The following is a 17,462-nucleotide window of genomic DNA, read 5'->3' on the forward strand; positions in this document are numbered from 1 at the left end:
AGCACTCCTACGGGGGTGCTTTTTTATTTGTTTAAATTATTAATAAACACTGCTCAAGCTCGAATTTTTATTTTATCTTTTGAGCACATCAAAACAAAAAGTAGAAATCTATATGTTTATCATTCGTCAATTTACAAATGCGGATCTGGAAGATGTCGTCATTTTATGGGAAAGCTGCGGTCTAACTCGTCCTTGGAATAATCCTGAAACCGATATTTTCAGAAAAGTCTCACAACAAGATGATTTATTTCTAGTTGCTATTAAAGATAAGCAACTCATTGGCACGCTGATGGGCGGCTATGACGGCCATAGAGGCTGGATTAATTATTTGGCTGTTCTTCCCCACCAACAACGCTTAGGAATAGCTACAGCGCTTGTTCAGCAGCTTGAAAAACGGTTGATTGCGCGAGGCTGCCCAAAACTTCAATTATTGGTGCGTAAAGATAATCTAAATGTACTGAATTTTTATGAACAGCTCGGTTATGACGAAGTAGAAGCGGTTTGTTTAGGAAAACGTCTAATTAACGATAGTTCACATGATTAGAGCCTTACTTATTATCATTTTGGCATAACACAGAAAATAATCTGAGTTTGGGGATAAGTGAATGTACTTGTGGATAAATCTCATTTTACCCACAACTAAACAAATAATGGTTCAGATAAAATCACAAGCATGAAAAAAGCCTCATACGTTATGTATGAGGCTTTTTCGAATATGGTGGCGAGACCCAGGATCGAACTGGGGACACACGGATTTTCAATCCGTTGCTCTACCTACTGAGCTATCACGCCGTTGGCCTGTATTAAGCCGTATCTCAGAAGAATAGTCAACTATTATCCTGAGTTTATGATTTAAATGAGTATTTTTTATACTCAAAAAAAATCCCTGATGGGATCAGGGATTGAAAACACATATAGTGGTGGCGAGACCCAGGATCGAACTGGGGACACACGGATTTTCAATCCGTTGCTCTACCTACTGAGCTATCACGCCGAAGTGGGCGTATTAAACAATGTTTATATGATCACGTCAAGACACTTCCGTATTTTTTGTAACAAGTGATTATTTTTAAATCACTCCTACTTATTTAGCATGGATATTTAGCTATGTAATTTACCAATATGGGCCAAACAACGATGAATAGCCCCACAACCCGGCTCAAAAATCTTTACACCTTTTGACTCTTCTATACGACAAGCTTCTTCAACCAAGCGCTCTGCTACCCCACGACCCCGGTTAGCAGGATGCACCACAATATATTCAAGTACTTTGCTTTCACCTTGTCCTGAAGACCAGATTGCCCCTATAATTTTGGTGTTAAATTCAGCAGTGTATAGCGTGGTATACTGTTGTAAATCTTGTTCAAGTTGTTCAATCGCATCGTGCCCGTCGCCAAACTCCGGACTTGTATCATACAGTCGCTCAAGCTGATCGCGGATCTCTGAATTATCTAGAGAACTATAAGCGTGTACGGTAATAGGCATTGATTAACCCTCCTGAGCAAACTATGATGCTGTCACGAATTCGTCACAGCGAAATTGTCGTTAACATCCAATCATTTTTGACGTTTTTTTGAGGAACGTGTCCATGACGCAACGTATCAGTGAAGTGGTTAGAAATACCAATGAAACCAAAATTCGAGTTCGTTTAAATCTCGATGGTACTGGTCAAGGCACACTAAACACCGGAGTTCCATTTTTAGACCATATGATTGATCAAATCAAGCGACATGGCTTATTTGATATCGATATTCATTGTGACGGAGACCTCGATATTGATGATCACCACACCGTAGAAGACTGTGGTATCACGCTTGGACAAGCTTTTGCACAAGCTTTAGGTGATAAAAAAGGTTTAAAACGCTATGGTCATTTTTATGCACCATTAGACGAAGCTCTATCTCGAGTTGTTGTAGATTTATCTGGTCGCCCAGGTTTATTCATGGATATTCCATTTACACGTGCCCGTATTGGTACATTTGATGTCGATTTATTTTCTGAGTTTTTCCAAGGTTTCGTAAACCATGCGCTTATGACCTTACACATCGATAATTTGAAAGGTAAAAATAGCCACCATCAAATTGAAAGTGTGTTCAAAGCGCTAGCTCGTGCTTTACGTATGGCATGTGAAGTTGATCCACGTGCAGAAAACACGATTGCATCGACAAAAGGTAGCCTCTGATGACACGTATCGCTTTGCTTGATTATGGCATGGGCAATTTACACTCAGCGGCTAAAGCCCTTGAGCATGTCGGTGCAACAGTCGATGTGACTAATGATCCAAAATTAATTGCAAAAGCCGACAAAATTGTTTTTCCAGGTGTTGGCGCAATGCGCGACTGTATGCAAGGTATGCGTGAAGCGGGCATTGATGAAGTTGTACGTCAAGCCGCTTTTAATAAACCAGTTCTTGCGATTTGTGTAGGCATGCAAGCACTGCTACAAAGCTCAGAAGAAAATGGCGGTGTAGACGCCCTAGGTATTTTTGAAGGTGTAGTAAAACACTTCCCTCAAATGGAAGGCTTAAAAGTGCCGCATATGGGTTGGAATCAGGTTCAGCAACTGGACCCAAGCCATCCGATGTGGAATAACATTGAGCAAGATGCACGTTTTTACTTTGTACATAGTTATTATGTCGAACCTAAAGATGAAAGCGTTGTGGCTGCGACCTGTGACTATGGTGTGAACTTCTGCACAGCAATTCACAAAGATAATTTATTTGCGACTCAATTCCACCCAGAGAAAAGCCATACTGCTGGTTTGCAGTTACTTAAAAACTTTGTGGAATGGAATATTTAATTTCATTTAAAACTAAAATAGATCAGGTCGTGATGGCCTGATCTATTTTTTTATTTATAATAACAATCTAGTCATTTATAAAATGATTTTTTATTCAACAAAATATTGAAGATTCAAACTTTTATATAAAACCAAATGATCAGGAAAATAAAATGAATTCACCTTTTGAAAATCAACCACTCCAACAAGATTCGCCCTTTAAAGCAAGTGGTCGTTTGGGACGACTCTCTTATGCAGCATGGTTACTGCTTTACGGTATTATTTTCACTAGTGCTTTTGCAGTGATTGGTATGACCGCAGGTCTGGTAGTTGAACCCAGCAGTAATGTACCTGTCATGGTTGGGTTCATTTTATTATTTGTTCTTTATATCGCATATTTCTATTCTACTTTTATACTTATGATTCGTCGTTTACATGATCGAAATCATAGTGGTTGGCTGTCACTACTTCTACTCGTACCCTTGGTAAATATTGGCCTTATGATTTATCTTTTTGCAGCTAAAGGTGATGAAGGTACTAACGACTACGGTCCAGCGCGGGCAACGCCAAGTTGGGAGCGTATATTGGGTTGGATTTATATTGTCATTATTCCAATCCTCTTTATTGTTGCCATTATTGCAATAGCAGTCCCAAGCTATCAAACTTACATTGAAAAAAGTCAACAAATTAAAATTAGCTCAACAAGCCAACCATAAACATTATTAAATCATTGATAAAGCCTAGTTCTCTAGGCTTTATTCCTATATAAAGCTAATAGCTCAATTCTCTTGTACGCTGTTAAATATGTCCGAAGCCTCTCCCCTCCTTGATAAAGCCTCTATTCAGCAGCTTCCTCCTTTCGAGAATCTTACACATCACAATATTGTGGTCATTGAAAATATTGAGCAATATAAAAGTATTGAAAATGAATTAAAAGCAGCCCATTTTCTAGGGTTTGATTCAGAATCTAAACCTACGTTTCGGGTGGGTGAAGTCTCAACTGGTCCACATCTTATTCAACTGGCTACTGAAAAAAAAGCATATCTGTTTCATGTAAATTCATTCACTTTAAAATTCTTACAACCCATTTTATCTAATCCTCTGCAAATTAAAGTCGGCTTTGGCCTTAAAAATGATAAACACATTTTTCATAAAAAAGGCATTGAACTGGAAAGTTGTGTCGATCTTGCTAAAGGCTTTAGCCACTTCGGTTTTACACAGCAAATGGGTGTACAAAAAGCGGTTGCACTGTTATTTGGGCGATATCTTGCAAAGTCGAAAAAAATTGGAACTTCAAATTGGGCACGAAAGCCGCTTAGCTCTCAGCAAATAAGCTACGCTGCCGCCGATGCATATGCTGCTTTATTGGTATTTGAAGAGCTCAGAAAACAAAAACTATTACCCACTCACATTTCTCAAACTATTCAAACTGCACTTCAAGCGTAAAGTTATAAAAGTCTTTTCTAAGGCTTAGCGATTGATCAATACTTTGCTAAGATGTGCAAAATTTCATAATCATGATGAAGCAAGGAGCGGAAGCATGCTAATCATTCCTGCAATTGACCTGAAAGATGGTAAATGTGTGCGTTTAAAACAAGGGCGTATGGAAGACGATACCGTTTTCTCTGATGATCCGGTTGCAACTGCCCAACATTGGGTAAATGAAGGCGCACGTCGTTTGCATTTGGTCGATTTGAATGGCGCTTTCGCAGGCACTCCAATTCATAAGCCTGTTGTTGAAGCAATTGCTAAAGCTCAGCCAGAATTACCAATTCAAATTGGTGGTGGTATTCGCTCATTAGAAACAATTGAACACTACTTAGAAGCTGGCGTGACTTTTGTTATTATCGGTACTAAAGCAGTTCAAGAGCCTGAATTTGTAGAAGAAGCTTGTAAACGCTTTGCTGGTCACATCATTGTTGGTATTGATGCGATAAATGGCATGGTTGCAACTGACGGCTGGGCAAACGTTACTGACGTTAAAGCAACAGATTTAGCGAAACGCTTTGCAGATGCAGGTGTGTCTAGCATTGTTTATACAGACATTGCGCGTGACGGCATGATGCAAGGTGTAAACGTTGAACAAACTGTAAACTTGGCTCAATATTCAGGCTTACCAGTAATTGCTTCAGGCGGTGTAACTAACCTTGATGACGTTCGCAACCTAATAGGCCAACCAGGCATTTTAGGTGCGATCACAGGCCGTGCAATTTATGAAGGTACTCTAAACCTTCGTGAAGCTCAGCTTTTGTTAGATGAAAACCGTCTTTAATTTTTAAGATGTAAAAAAAGAGCCTGTTTAGGCTCTTTTTTATTACTGATATGAAAGTTACATTTAAATCAATACACCACATTACGAATAAATTTAAGTACCTGATTACCACTATTGATATAGGTGTAAGTCACTGAACTAGCATATATAAATGAAGAACCAGCAACGATGGTTTTTGAACTATCTGCAAATTGTATGGTTAACTCACCTTCTAATACATAAATAAGCTCTTGCCATCCTTCCGGGTCTGCTTCAGCAACATAAGACTCCCCCACTGCTAACGACCATGTCCAAAGCTCAACTTGCGAACGAGACGGAACTGAAGCCAAAAAAGTCGCTCTGCTTTCTTCTTTTTCACCTTGCCAAGCAAGTGCATTGACCAAAGCTTGTTCTTTATGCTCAGGTGCACTCACAATCGTTCTAAAATCCACACCCAACACCGCCGCAATCGAATCAAGTTTAGCTAAGCTAATGTTGACCTGCCCTGTTTCCAAAGCTGCGATTGTCCGTCTGCTCACCCCTGCCTGATCGGCCAAGTCCTGTTGGCTTAAATCTCGTTCATCTCTTAAGGAACGGATATTTGTGCCGACATGCTGTAAAACGGTACTGGACTGGCTCATAAATTAACGCAGCAAATAAAATATGAGCAATATATTGCACAAAATAGAAGAATAGCGCAATATGTGCAGTATATTGCACAACTCTTTCTAATTTGAATATGTCACCAATTTCTTTGAGTTCAAGCAAAGCCCCACAGTTAGCACTCGTTTTGATTACGATCATTTGGGGTGGAACATTTCTTACTGTGCAATATGCACTGAATTTTTCATCGCCTATGTTTTTTGTGGGCTGCCGCTTTGCTGTCGCGGCGCTTACCTTGCTGCTTATTTCGTTAAAGAGTATTAAAGGCATTACTTTAAAAGACTTAGGCGCTGGCAGTGTGATTGGCTTAGTCATTGCGGCAGGTTATGGCACACAGACGATTGGTCTTCAGACTATTCCAAGTAGTGAATCTGCATTTTTAACGTCACTTTATGTGCCGCTTGTTCCACTTTTAATGTGGCTCATCTTTAGAAAAGTTCCACACATTATGACTTGGGTGGGAGCCGCTCTTGCTTTTGCTGGCCTTATTTTATTGACAGGTAATGGTTTTGAACAAATCTCTTTAAGTTTTGGACAGCTTGTAACAGTACTCGGATCACTTGCGATTGCTTTAGAAATTATTTTTATTAGTTACTTTGCTGGAAAAGTAAATTTACGTCGTGTCACCGTCATTCAACTCGCTGTAGCCTCTCTGGTTTCTTTTGCCATTATGCCTGTGGTGGGTGAACATACAATTCCTGCATTTTCATGGCCACTTGTACTCCTTGCTGTTGCATTAGGTTTAGCCAGTGCGCTTATTCAATTTGTGATGAACTGGGCTCAACGTATGGTTGATCCTTCCCGTGCTGCAATTATTTATGCAGGAGAACCTGTTTGGGCAGGAATTATTGGTCGAATTGCGGGTGAGCGTTTACCAGTTATTGCTCTTTTGGGTGGTGCTTTAGTGGTATTAGGTGTTTTAGTGAGTGAATTAAAACTTAAGTTGCCAAGCAAAAAAGTCAAAAGTATACGAGAATAAAAAAAGAGAGCTTAACGCTCTCTTTTTTATGTCTATTATTTTTTCTTCAATAATATAGAGGGTTGGTAGTACTCAACTGTTGGCATTGGCTCATAAAATGGATGGAGCAATGCTTTCCATTCCTGATAAGCCTCAGACTTTCTAAACCCTTCTGTATGATTTTCAATCTCATCCCAAAAGATCATTAAAATATAATGATGTGGGTCAGTTACATGTCTAATGAGTTGGACAGCATTGAAGCCCTCCATTGGATAAACAATATGTTTAGCTTGCTCGAAAGCTTCAAGAAATGCTTCACTTTGCCCAGACTTTATACTCAAATGCACATGTTCAATAATCATGATTTATTGATACATCGGACGGTTATCATTTAAAGCAATCAAGCCGCGAATTGCACGATATACAATCCAGATCCACGCAGCACCAATTACACCTACACAGAATACGGTCGATGAGATTGCAACGCCTGCAAATAGATCAGTATTTTCACCCGTGAAAAACAAGAAAATAAACGGCAGAAAGGCAATAATATTCCAAGCGAGATACCACCAGAATGTTCTGATTTGCCATGTAAAGTGGCTCGCAAAAATTGAACCTTGCACATCGGAACGTTTTACATAGTTAATAATTAAAGCAATAACCGCAAGTAAGCCGCCTGTAAAAATAGCGACAATATAAAGTACATATAAAATAAGCGTTAAAGTACGATTTGAATCTTGGTCGATAGAACTATTCATTTTTATACCTCTCAAGTTTAATAAAACGATTTACTTTTATGAGCCCCGCAATACGTTTAAGGGAGAAATTAGCCACAAAATCAAAAGTAAATGAAGGAATATGGTACAAAAATAAATCTTACGGAATGGTTGTTTTTGTGTTTTATGTCTCAATTTTTGTTGTGCCCACCATGCGGCAGGCCAGCCTCCTAAAAAGCTGACAATGTGCAATGTTTGCTCAGGCACACGGCGATTACCCAATTGTGCAGCTTCTTTATCTTGTGAATATAACCAATAGCTCAGCACATTCATCATTAAAATAAACAATACGGTATAGGCTGGTAAAACATGGATAAAACTCATAATTCCCATTAAAACGAAATAAAACACGATCCCCATTTGCATTGCCGACCATGGTTTAGCTTGAAATGAAGATTGTGCTTTTACAGGCTTTGACGTTTTACGAGTTTGAGATGCTTTTAAATAGGTGACCTGCTGGGCACGAAAGCGACCTTGTTCATCGAGAATAATCAAATATTCCAGCGCACAGCCAATAATTGGCCGAGGTCCGGGGCGTGCAAAATCTTTGATATGCAAAAAGACTCGCTCTTTTTCAGCATCATCTGGCTGAATAAAGCCATAACCTTTTTCGTCGAACCATTCGACTAATCGCCCCTGATCTCGCATCTTTATTCCTTTATCCTTTTACGTGGCTCAAACGATCTTGCATCATTGCTCGCATTTCTTGCGGATCTTTTTGCAAAATGTCATCGCCGGTACGTCCTTCTTCTTTATTTTTTTGAGCAACTTGCAAACGCATTGACCAAAAACGACATGCCGCCATTGCTAAGAATACATCTAAACACTCAAGTTCATCTGAAGTAAGCACACGAACTTTTTGATATGCCGCTAAGTAAGCTGCCACTTTGTCCGAGTTTAAATGTGCTGCTGGGTATTCGGTACAAAAATCATTGATGGTAATCGCAATATCAAACAGTAATTCATCTTGATTTAACTCATAGAAATCTAAAATACCTTGTAGCTGCTCACCTTCAAACAAGGTATTGTCTCGGAACAAATCTGAATGAATAAAACCCGTTGGTCGGTTTGAATACTGCGCTGTTTTAGCATTAAAAGCTTGATAGACCTGCTCAAGTAGAGCTTGATCTTCTTGAGTCATATTTGGTTTAAGCTGTTCTGCAACGCCTGTCCAGTATTGATGATCACGTCTATATTCACGCTCAAGCGGAAAATCTTGTAAAGCCACATGTAGCTTCGCCTGTGCGTCTGCAATTGCGGCAACTTGCGCTACTGTCGTTTGCATGGGATGGTGACCCATGAGACGTGGTGCAATCTGTGCAGGCTTTTCTGCAATCACGTGAACCGCTTGTCCACTATGTTTTAACGGTACAGCAACAGGTACATCATGAGTCCCCAATTGTTCAAGAACAGGAATGAGCTCGCCCGCCCCTTGTGCATCTAACTCTTCAAAAACGGTGAGTACATATTGTTTGCGGTTTACATCAACCAGAAAATAATTGGTGTTTTGAATACCTCCCTGAATTGGGTTCAGCTCCAACACCTCTAATCCATAAGGTGCAGCAAAGGTGCGAACTTCATCTAAACTCAACGGGGTATAAACCGACATGGAAAACCTGCAAAAAACATCTGTGAAGTTTGATAGAATACCTCTTCCCTCCATGAAGGTGTAGCGCCTGTGTAGGAACTTTCACCAACGGCGATTATTTTTGGAAAAAGCTATGCTTGCTAAACGTATTATTCCTTGCCTAGACGTTGATAACGGACGCGTAGTTAAAGGCGTTCAATTCCTCGATATTCGTGATGCTGGCGACCCTGTTGAAGTGGCACGTCGCTATAACGAACAAGGTGCAGACGAAATTACTTTCTTAGACATTACCGCTACACATCATGGACGCGATACCACTTACCGTACTGTTGAACGTATGGCCGAGACTGTATTTGTGCCATTAACTGTCGGTGGTGGTGTACGTAAGGTTGAAGATATTCGTGCGTTATTAAATGCAGGTGCAGACAAAGTGAGTATTAACTCAGCCGCCGTATTTAACCCAGAATTTGTTCAAGAAGCTTCTCAGCACTTTGGCGCGCAATGTATTGTGGTTGCGATTGATGCCAAAAAAACTGGCGACAACAAATGGGAAATCTTTACTCACGGTGGCCGTAAACCAACGGGTATTGATGCCATTGAGTGGGCTGTACAAATGGCTGACTACGGTGCGGGCGAATTACTCATTACCAGTATGGATGCCGATGGTACTAAAGCAGGTTACGACATTGCTTTAATGCGTGCCATTAATGACCGCGTTACCATTCCAACCATTGCTTCAGGCGGTGTAGGTAACTTACAACATCTAGCAGACGGGATTTTACAAGGTGGTGCCGATGCAGTATTGGCAGCAAGTATTTTCCACTTTGGCCAATATACGATTCCAGAAGCTAAGCAATATTTAGCTGATCAAGGCATCGAAATGCGCTTGTAAGCTTATTGATATTTAAAGGGGCGATATGCCCCTTTTTTTATGCAGCACCGTCTACTGCATTCACCTCAGTATTAAGTTCAGGCTTTTCTTTTTTCTCGACCCATTTTGCAGGAAAGATTTTTTCTACAGCTTGAGACAATGGTCTAGCAAATGCAGTAGGTAAACGAACACCCAAAGGATTTTGTTCTTTTAAATCTGCCGAAGACACCACACGTGTTCCCATTACATAGTCAAACCAAGGTTTAGTTACACACCAATTAGCGTCTTGATTAGAGTTCATATGGTGATCGTAATGCCAAGGAATTTTACGCTTTGCCCAGTCAGGCTCTAAATGTGCACGGCGATGAATATAATAATAATTTCCTGCACTGTACCAAGCTGCGAGTGCCATACCTTTTGAAAACGGGTAAAAAATTGCGCTTGAAACCGTTGCCACAACTGCCAGTGAAATTAACTCATTTTTAGTTCGCCAGTTACCAACGCCCTCCACATAGCAATCATCATGAAATTGCTGCTTACGGACTTCACGATGGTGTGCCCAATGAGACTCCATGCTTTTTGGCACGGGGCTATAGCGCGGTTTTCCAGCACGGTGTACACCATGCAAAATATATTTATGCGCCACCCATTCAAATGCATTTGCAACCGCAATTCCTGCAATGAACCCTTTTAACATCACCTAACTCCTTTTTCTTTTATTCAGAATATAAAATTCGTTATGCTAGGTATTGACCAGAATTTATGGTTTCATTGACAAATTACGACAAGAAAGAGGTGGTTAGGGATGCCACAATTAAAAAATTATACAGGCTCAGTATATGGAGGACTGGGACATCTATTAAAAGCTTATTGTGAAGCTAATGAATTAGCTATTCCTGAACAATTAGAACAAGTTCAAAATCTGGAACGCTTTGACTATGTCATTTGGCGCGATCTATTAGAAGTCATTTATAAACTAGATCCGAAGCCGGGATTAGGCCTAGAAATTGCCAAATATGTACAACCAAAACACTTAGGAATTATTGCCTACCTTGCTCTGTCTTGCGATAACTTAGGTGAAGCTTTGATTCGCTATCATGATTTTCACCGCTTGATTTATGACGGCAGCCCTTTAGTCGTTGAGCTACAAGGAAGATATGGTTCTATTCGCTGGGAAGCCACAGAACTCCACCCGACTCAACTTACCGATGAAATCGCGATTGCACTGGTGATTCAATTCTTACGTCTTTTTATGTCTCATGAAGATGTGCATTTACATGAAGTACATTTCTTAAATGCTGCACCCAAAAACATTAGGGTTTATGAACAATACTTTCAATGTCCCGTTCGTTTTAGCCAGCCACGTGCCGAGTTACTCATTCCAATTACGGAAATTCATAAGCCGCTTAGCAGCGCCGACCATACTCTGCAACAATTATTGGTTCAGCAAGCACAAGCGCTGTTAGAGCAATTACCAAATTCAACCCAACTTGATCAGCGTTTACAGCATTCAATTTTGACTGGACTACAAAAGAATCAATATCAAATTGAATATATTGCTGCTCAGCTCGGCCTTTCGGTCCGACAACTCCAACGCCACTTGCAACAACAAGACACCACCTTTCAAGAACGTGTTCAGCAAGTGCGGTTCATGCTCGCAACTGAATATTTAAAAGACCCGCATTTAAGCTTACAAGAGATTGCGCTTTTGCTTTGTTACTCGGAACAAAGTGCTTTTCAAAGAGCTTTTAAACATTGGACTGATCAAACACCACAGCAATGGAGAGAACACTTTTTAGACAAAGAATAACCTACCAAAACTTACAAATCTTTTCTTGATTAAAACAACACTGAAAACAAAAATTTCATATAGTCACATGCTTTAAATTTATGTGACGTATTTCACATTAATTAAAATAGATTAAATAAATGAGTAATCAGAATGAATAAATATTTTGCTGAATTTCTAGGTACGTTTTGGCTAGTCTTTGGTGGTTGTGGTAGCGCAGTATTAGCCGCAGCTTTCCCTGAACTTGGTATTGGCTTTGCAGGTGTAGCCCTTGCCTTTGGTTTAACCGTACTCACAGGCGCTTATGCTCTAGGGCATATCTCAGGTGGACATTTTAATCCCGCGGTAAGTGTTGGCCTTTGGGTCGGCGGCCGCTTCGATGCTAAAGATTTAATTCCCTATATTGTTGCTCAAGTGGTCGGTGCGACTGCTGCTGCTTTTGTTCTCTACATTATTGCTCAAGGCCAAGCGGGCTTTAGCGGTGTTGGTGGTTTTGCTTCAAATGGTTTCGGTGATTTATCACCAAACAAGTTTGGCTTAGGTTCTGCTTTTATTATTGAAGTGGTACTTACAGCTTTCTTCTTAATCATTATTTTAGGATCAACACATGGTCGTGTACCTGCTGGCTTCGCCCCTATTGCGATTGGTTTAGGCTTAACGCTTATTCACTTAATCAGTATTCCAGTCACGAACACTTCTGTGAACCCTGCACGTAGTACAGGTGTGGCGTTCTTTGCTGAAACTGCTGCTTTAAGTCAGTTGTGGTTGTTCTGGGTGGCACCGATTTTGGGTGCTGTAATTGGTGCACTTATTTATAAGGTTGTTGCTGGGGATAAGGATTAATTCTTTATATCTATAGCCTCAATATGCTATCGCGGTGGGTGACATGGATGTCACCTGTTGAGCAGGGGTACATGGATTTACCCTCTGATCAACAAAGCCTTTTGTTTACTTTTGGGCTTTCAAAAGTAAGAAATGTCTATACAAACTCAATAAGACCTAACGTGGTATTAAAGACTGTATGGCAGCATAACTATGCTAAACATCACTCATAAAATGCATAAATTACAAAAACGGATTATTAATTTCTTGTTCAGCTGGACGTTCAATTTTCTCTGGCAATTCTTCTTTTTCCAAAGTCGCAACCACTTCGTTTAAAAAGCTCTGTAAAGCCTTCGCTTGTTCTAATCCGACTTTGTCTTTGGTGATTTGCAAGTTGCCATAAATGCTGACGCAATCGACATCATTTTCTAATGTTAAATCTTCAATTGAAGAAGACTCTGTACCCTTTTCAAATGGCTTAAACATAGGTCTTGTCTCGTTGTTATATCTTCACAGTGTAATACGACCAATTTAAAAAAAATCAATCAAAATTAAAAGTGCCGATAAAATTAAAAATGCTCCCATCAAGATATTAAAATATTTCAAACGGTTGCCCTGATTCAATACGACTGAAAATTTATCGCCACATAGCCCCCAAAAGAATAAACACGCATAGCAAGTGAAGAAGTAAATAACGATAAAGATCGGCAACGACTGCGGGTTTTCAATGCTTGTAAACATAGTAATGCCCGACACACAAGCTAACCATGCTTTCGGATTGAGCCACTGTAACAAGAAACCATCTTTAAAATTAGGAATGATCATCTGTTCTACAGGAGCACTTGAAATTGAAATATTGGTGGCAGAAAGAATAATTTTTATGCCGATATAACAGACAAATAGCGTTCCACAAATCGCAAGAATTTTTAATACAACAGGAAACTGAGTTAATAAACTTTGAAGACCAAATGCCATAAAAATCAAAAGTAAGGTGAAACCGATTGTGGCGCCTGAAATGTAAGGAAGCGATCTTTTTAAACCATGATTTAAACTGGTCGATAAAATGACGGTATTCACTGGACCGGGGGTAATAGACATTGCAAATGAAAAAAGAAACATCGAAGCAAACATTGTTATTGTCCTTATTAAAATAGAATCCATAGACAGATCTGTCTATGGATTCTATTTTAAATATTTACAATGTTGCAATAACAATCAAAAAAAGCTGCTTATTTCAATATTTGCAAGAAATAGTTCACCAAGGCATCAACCAATTGTTTCACAATCGCTTTTCTAGTTTCTTCATCAATGCTGGGAACTTTTGCTTCCATTGGTTCTGATGAGCCACTTTTTTGCTTTTTAAATTGGTCTTGTAAAGCTTTAATTTGATCGGCGTTTAAGTCCTGTTCACACTGGCTCTCACCATCCCAATGTAAATAGTCTAACTTCTGATTTGGCTTAACCGAAGTTACCGTTAAAGGGAGACGATAGACATTACGCTTTTGCTGCTCCGTTAACTGCGGGAACAGGTTAACGCCTAAGCGTTCTTCAAGGTAGCAAACACTGACCACTTTCACTTGTAGAGAGTTATTGTTGGGTGCGTAGTAAGCCCCAATAGCGCCCGTTTTTGGTATATATACCGCTTTATAAACAGCTGTTGGAACAATGACACCCTTGCCAATCGTTTTAAGGCGTTTGCCCTCAAAAACAGGGCCAGTAACAACATATACATCTTGTTTTTGTTTAGTCGCAAGGGCGCGTGTCGCTTCTTCAAGTTTACGCCAAACTTCCTGATTATTTTTAGGCGCTTGCGGCACCATGTTACTTAGCGAGAAGCTATCTGACTGTGAGTTTTTATTTGGCATATCGCCATTCGGTGCCATATGACCACGGTCATAGCCTGAACCACGATAGTCACTTAAAAGTGAGCGATGCTTTTGATCAATACGGGTTTCTTCATGAAAACTATCTTCACGCTTAATTTTAACGCTTAAACGTTCCGGACTTAGATGTTCAGCCGACCATAACGGCGTTTTAGAGATGCCTGAATACAAGACATTAAAGCCATTAAAGCACAGCGGATAACTGTCTTTTTTTAAACTTTCTTTATTTAAAGCGGGTGGCACTTCACGATAAAACTGATTAAGGCAAGTCGAGTTAGTACTTAAAGGTGAAAACCACTGCGAAATCTTTTCACTACCAAATGCAATCGCAAAACTTCCCGCAGCAATACAAGCAAGAATAATCTTGCCAAAATGCTCACTTAGAGAGAATGAGGTTGTACCTTTACTACGTTTTTTACTTGCCATATTTCTATCAATACCACGGTCCACACGCAGCTTAACAATCCTGCTTTTTTAAGTATATCTCTTATCTTTCAAATGGTTAAAACATGGTCATCTTTTTTGTAACTCCATTTCCCCTTACGTAACAATCTGTTGGAATTATGAGAGGCTTTGGCTATTGAATTACGCGAATTGCGTATCTTTCGTTGAAAAACACTGATTGCTTATGACATGGTTAGCTCCACAAATTTGGATAAAAATATAATCGGAGTCCACTTAATGATCCATTCAAAGATTATTGGTATTGGCGTAATCACGGGATTATGTAGTATGGCCGCTTTGGCTGAACCAGCAGTCCAGCCAGGAGATACTTTAGAAAGTTTGTCTAAAGTGAAAGTTATTACAACGGTAAATGGCCAACCCGGCTCTATTAGCGATTTAGTCAATAGCGGACAAGTACAGCAAGTTTCTGCTGCACCGACAAATGCAGCGCCTACGGGTGCTCCTATTCCGGCAGACGTTCCACCAGCGCCTCCAGCAGGCGGTGAAATGGCACCTCCGGCTGCACCAATGGATGCGGTGCCACCTGCACAAGATCAGGCGTCTCCAGCGCCACAAGATCCAACTCAGTCGGCAGACCCAATGGCAAAAGATGGTGGTTTGCCAGCAGATGCACCTGTTCAAGCTCAATAATCAGAGCCATAAAAAAACCAAGACATCTGTCTTGGTTTTTTTATTACATCAATTTTTAGATTTCGATTTGACTGCCTAACTCAACCACACGGTTGGTTGGAATCTGATAGAAGTCACTCACCGGACTGGTATTACGCTGCATAGAGATAAATAGTTTCTCTCTCCATGGAGACATACCGTCGCCCACCGAATGAACAATACGATCGCGGGAAATAAAGAAGCTGATGTGCATCAAGTCATATTCAAGACCTAACTGCTCATAAGCTTGCATAAGCGCTTTGGGTACATTCATTTCATCTTTAAAGCCGTAGAAGATTTTAATACGATAGAAATGTTCAGCTAGGGCTTCTGTCGAAATACGCTCTTCTGCTGCAACAAACGGTACATCTTCAATGACTACAGTCACCAAAATATTGCGCTGATGTAACACTTTATTGTGCTTAATGTTATGAAGCATGGCATGTGGCACAACGTTTGGCGTACCCGTCATAAAGACAGCATCACCCGGCACCCAATGCACACTATTACCAATACTTTTTACAAACAAATCTAACGACAAAGTATCGTGTTCGAGCTTGGCAAACGTCAGCTCACGACCACGTTTCCATGTCATTAAGATGGTCACAGCAATCGCACCAATCAATAATGGCACCCAACCGCCCGACAACACTTTAAGTGAAGTCGCCGCGACTAAAACCGACTCTAAAACAAAGAATGGAATAATCAGGAGTAGCACTTTTGGCATGCTCCACTTCCAAGCTGAATAGATGAACACAGCAACTAAAATCGTGTCACACAGCATGGTTAAAGTTACAGCGAGACCATACGCACTTGCCAAGTTTGAGCTGGTTTTGAAAATCAAAATTAAGATAATAATTGCGATTAAAAGTAACCAGTTTAAGAAAGGAACATAAATCTGGCCTTCTTCTGACTCAGAGGTATGTTTAATACTTAAACGTGGTAAATAGCCCAATTGAATCGCTTGGCGAGCAAGTGAAAACACCCCAGAAATTACAGCTTGAGAGGCAATTACGGTTGCCATGGTCGCCATAATAATCATTGGGTAAAGTGCCCACTGAGGAACCAATAAATAGAACGGATTTTGAATCGCCGCTGGATCTCTGAGCAACAATGCGCCCTGACCTGCATAGTTTAAAACCAAGCACGGCAACACCACAAAGAACCATGCTAGACGAATTGGAACTGGTCCAAAATGTCCCATATCGGCATAAAGTGCTTCACCACCGGTCACTGTTAAAACCACAGCACCCATAACGAAAAAGGTCATTAGGGGTTGGTGGTAGATAAACTGAATCGCCCAATGTGGACTAAACATGCCCAACACCACAGGGGTTTGAATGACACTGTGAAGACCTAACATTCCTAATGATAAGAACCACACCATCGTAATCGGGCCAAAAAACTTACCGACAAAAGCCGTACCGTGTTTTTGTACCAAAAACAACGCGATGATAATGGTAATCGCAATTGGCATGATGAATGGATCAAACACATCGGTTGCAATAGACAAGCCTTCGACTGCCGAGAGTACCGAAATGGCTGGAGTAATAATACCGTCACCAAAAAACAGCGATGCTCCAATAAAGCCAATCGCAATCATGTAGATTTTTTTGTTATCGGCAATTTTGGCTTTACGTAAGTTCAATGCGAGTAAGGCCATGATTCCGCCTTCGCCATTGTTATCTGCACGCATGACAATAGCGACATACTTGATGCTGATGATCAGCATTAAGCACCAAAAAATAATGGATAAAATTCCTAATACGTTTTCAGGCTTAATTCCCAACCCATGCGCTGCATGGAAGGACTCTTTTAGGGCGTAGAGTGGACTTGTTCCAATATCTCCAAAGACCACCCCAAGAGCTGCCAAAGCCGTGGCAGGCAAGGTTGCTTTTTTGGCCGTATTTTGCATTGTGTAATTAAACCAATATGATTTTTATCGCAATCTTATCACCTCTATTATTTTT

23 protein-coding genes and 2 tRNA genes are annotated in these 17,462 nt (G+C 40.3%); 12 read left to right on the forward strand and 13 right to left on the reverse strand.

Translation table 11 applies throughout. The features are described from left to right. Window positions 1-112 precede the first annotated feature (112 nt). Window positions 113-544 carry a GNAT family acetyltransferase gene (locus FY048_RS08670; protein ID WP_446090856.1) on the forward strand — a complete coding sequence of 144 codons (432 nt, stop codon included), beginning with the start codon at window positions 113-115 and terminating at the stop codon, window positions 542-544. Window positions 545-716: 172 nt separating this feature from the next. On the opposite strand, the gene FY048_RS08675 is transcribed toward FY048_RS08670, so the two are convergent. The 3 genes from FY048_RS08675 to FY048_RS08685 all read right to left on the reverse strand — a co-directional run bounded on the left by FY048_RS08675 (window position 717) and on the right by FY048_RS08685 (window position 1,485). Then, window positions 717-792, reverse strand: a tRNA-Phe gene (locus FY048_RS08675). Between the two features lie 126 nt (window positions 793-918). Beyond that, window positions 919-994 (reverse strand) — tRNA-Phe (locus tag FY048_RS08680). A gap of 107 nt (window positions 995-1,101) precedes the next feature. Further along, window positions 1,102-1,485, reverse strand: coding sequence for a GNAT family N-acetyltransferase (locus FY048_RS08685; RefSeq protein WP_042895552.1), 384 nt, complete (start codon window positions 1,483-1,485; stop codon window positions 1,102-1,104). A gap of 103 nt (window positions 1,486-1,588) precedes the next feature. Between FY048_RS08685 and hisB the strand changes: the two genes are divergently transcribed. The 5 genes from hisB (at window position 1,589) to hisA (ending at window position 5,050) form a co-directional block, all read left to right on the forward strand. Continuing rightward, a complete protein-coding gene (gene hisB / locus FY048_RS08690) occupies window positions 1,589-2,182 on the forward strand; it encodes an imidazoleglycerol-phosphate dehydratase HisB (protein ID WP_004639787.1) in 594 nt (197 codons plus the stop codon). Beyond that, window positions 2,182-2,799: an imidazole glycerol phosphate synthase subunit HisH gene (gene hisH, locus FY048_RS08695; protein ID WP_262473166.1), complete on the forward strand. Its 618-nt coding sequence runs from the start codon at window positions 2,182-2,184 to the stop codon at window positions 2,797-2,799. Before hisB ends, hisH begins: the two co-directional genes overlap by 1 nt. A gap of 152 nt (window positions 2,800-2,951) precedes the next feature. Beyond that, window positions 2,952-3,494, forward strand: a complete 543-nt coding sequence (locus FY048_RS08700) for a DUF805 domain-containing protein (protein ID WP_446090857.1) — start codon at window positions 2,952-2,954, stop codon at window positions 3,492-3,494. A gap of 88 nt (window positions 3,495-3,582) precedes the next feature. Beyond that, complete coding sequence (locus FY048_RS08705; protein ID WP_446090858.1) at window positions 3,583-4,224, forward strand: 3'-5' exonuclease; 642 nt, start codon at window positions 3,583-3,585, stop codon at window positions 4,222-4,224. Window positions 4,225-4,318: 94 nt separating this feature from the next. After that, window positions 4,319-5,050 carry a 1-(5-phosphoribosyl)-5-[(5-phosphoribosylamino)methylideneamino]imidazole-4-carboxamide isomerase gene (gene hisA / locus FY048_RS08710; protein ID WP_336167258.1) on the forward strand — a complete coding sequence of 244 codons (732 nt, stop codon included), beginning with the start codon at window positions 4,319-4,321 and terminating at the stop codon, window positions 5,048-5,050. 68 nt (window positions 5,051-5,118) lie between these two features. Here the strand turns inward: hisA and FY048_RS08715 are convergent, their stop codons facing one another. Next, window positions 5,119-5,670 carry a helix-turn-helix domain-containing protein gene (locus tag FY048_RS08715; protein WP_446090859.1) on the reverse strand — a complete coding sequence of 184 codons (552 nt, stop codon included), beginning with the start codon at window positions 5,668-5,670 and terminating at the stop codon, window positions 5,119-5,121. 98 nt (window positions 5,671-5,768) lie between these two features. On the opposite strand from FY048_RS08715, the gene FY048_RS08720 reads away from it, so the two are divergent. Next, window positions 5,769-6,671 (forward strand): DMT family transporter, encoded by a 903-nt coding sequence (locus FY048_RS08720; protein ID WP_446090860.1) that lies wholly within the window; start codon window positions 5,769-5,771, stop codon window positions 6,669-6,671. Between the two features lie 35 nt (window positions 6,672-6,706). Here FY048_RS08720 and FY048_RS08725 read toward each other — a convergent pair whose 3' ends face one another. The 4 genes from FY048_RS08725 to FY048_RS08740 are packed head-to-tail and all read right to left on the reverse strand — an operon-like array spanning window position 6,707 to window position 9,035. After that, window positions 6,707-7,012 carry an antibiotic biosynthesis monooxygenase family protein gene (locus FY048_RS08725; protein WP_446090861.1) on the reverse strand — a complete coding sequence of 102 codons (306 nt, stop codon included), beginning with the start codon at window positions 7,010-7,012 and terminating at the stop codon, window positions 6,707-6,709. 3 nt (window positions 7,013-7,015) lie between these two features. Next, entirely contained in the window at window positions 7,016-7,408 is a 393-nt protein-coding gene (locus tag FY048_RS08730; RefSeq protein ID WP_016139947.1) for a DUF4870 family protein, read from the reverse strand. Between the two features lie 36 nt (window positions 7,409-7,444). Next, window positions 7,445-8,074, reverse strand: coding sequence for a DUF1294 domain-containing protein (locus FY048_RS08735; protein WP_446090862.1), 630 nt, complete (start codon window positions 8,072-8,074; stop codon window positions 7,445-7,447). Window positions 8,075-8,084: 10 nt separating this feature from the next. Beyond that, window positions 8,085-9,035, reverse strand: coding sequence for a homoserine kinase (locus FY048_RS08740; RefSeq protein ID WP_446090863.1), 951 nt, complete (start codon window positions 9,033-9,035; stop codon window positions 8,085-8,087). A 112-nt stretch (window positions 9,036-9,147) separates the two neighbouring features. Between FY048_RS08740 and hisF the strand changes: the two genes are divergently transcribed. Continuing rightward, on the forward strand, window positions 9,148-9,906 hold the full coding sequence (hisF, locus tag FY048_RS08745; RefSeq protein WP_049837475.1) for an imidazole glycerol phosphate synthase subunit HisF: 759 nt from the start codon (window positions 9,148-9,150) through the stop codon (window positions 9,904-9,906). A 37-nt stretch (window positions 9,907-9,943) separates the two neighbouring features. Here hisF and FY048_RS08750 read toward each other — a convergent pair whose 3' ends face one another. Next, complete coding sequence (locus FY048_RS08750) at window positions 9,944-10,582, reverse strand: hypothetical protein (protein ID WP_446090864.1); 639 nt, start codon at window positions 10,580-10,582, stop codon at window positions 9,944-9,946. A 108-nt stretch (window positions 10,583-10,690) separates the two neighbouring features. Between FY048_RS08750 and FY048_RS08755 the strand changes: the two genes are divergently transcribed. The 3 genes from FY048_RS08755 (at window position 10,691) to FY048_RS08765 (ending at window position 12,729) form a co-directional block, all read left to right on the forward strand. Continuing rightward, a complete protein-coding gene (locus FY048_RS08755; protein ID WP_446090865.1) occupies window positions 10,691-11,695 on the forward strand; it encodes an AraC family transcriptional regulator ligand-binding domain-containing protein in 1,005 nt (334 codons plus the stop codon). Between the two features lie 132 nt (window positions 11,696-11,827). After that, window positions 11,828-12,517, forward strand: a complete 690-nt coding sequence (aqpZ, locus tag FY048_RS08760; protein ID WP_446090866.1) for an aquaporin Z — start codon at window positions 11,828-11,830, stop codon at window positions 12,515-12,517. A 47-nt stretch (window positions 12,518-12,564) separates the two neighbouring features. Then, window positions 12,565-12,729, forward strand: a complete 165-nt coding sequence (locus FY048_RS08765; protein ID WP_446090867.1) for a hypothetical protein — start codon at window positions 12,565-12,567, stop codon at window positions 12,727-12,729. Window positions 12,730-12,739: 10 nt separating this feature from the next. Here the strand turns inward: FY048_RS08765 and FY048_RS08770 are convergent, their stop codons facing one another. The 3 genes from FY048_RS08770 to FY048_RS08780 form a co-directional block, all read right to left on the reverse strand. Beyond that, window positions 12,740-12,982: a hypothetical protein gene (locus FY048_RS08770; protein WP_252060981.1), complete on the reverse strand. Its 243-nt coding sequence runs from the start codon at window positions 12,980-12,982 to the stop codon at window positions 12,740-12,742. A gap of 45 nt (window positions 12,983-13,027) precedes the next feature. After that, on the reverse strand, window positions 13,028-13,627 hold the full coding sequence (locus tag FY048_RS08775) for a LysE family translocator (protein WP_446090868.1): 600 nt from the start codon (window positions 13,625-13,627) through the stop codon (window positions 13,028-13,030). A gap of 98 nt (window positions 13,628-13,725) precedes the next feature. Next, complete coding sequence (locus FY048_RS08780; protein ID WP_446090869.1) at window positions 13,726-14,805, reverse strand: DNA/RNA non-specific endonuclease; 1,080 nt, start codon at window positions 14,803-14,805, stop codon at window positions 13,726-13,728. Between the two features lie 255 nt (window positions 14,806-15,060). On the opposite strand from FY048_RS08780, the gene FY048_RS08785 reads away from it, so the two are divergent. Further along, a complete protein-coding gene (locus FY048_RS08785) occupies window positions 15,061-15,474 on the forward strand; it encodes a hypothetical protein (protein ID WP_446090870.1) in 414 nt (137 codons plus the stop codon). A gap of 55 nt (window positions 15,475-15,529) precedes the next feature. Here FY048_RS08785 and FY048_RS08790 read toward each other — a convergent pair whose 3' ends face one another. Next, a complete protein-coding gene (locus FY048_RS08790) occupies window positions 15,530-17,407 on the reverse strand; it encodes a potassium transporter Kup (protein WP_446090871.1) in 1,878 nt (625 codons plus the stop codon). Between the last annotated feature and the right edge of the window lie 55 nt (window positions 17,408-17,462).

Source organism: Acinetobacter sp. 1124_18A, assembly GCF_052824995.1.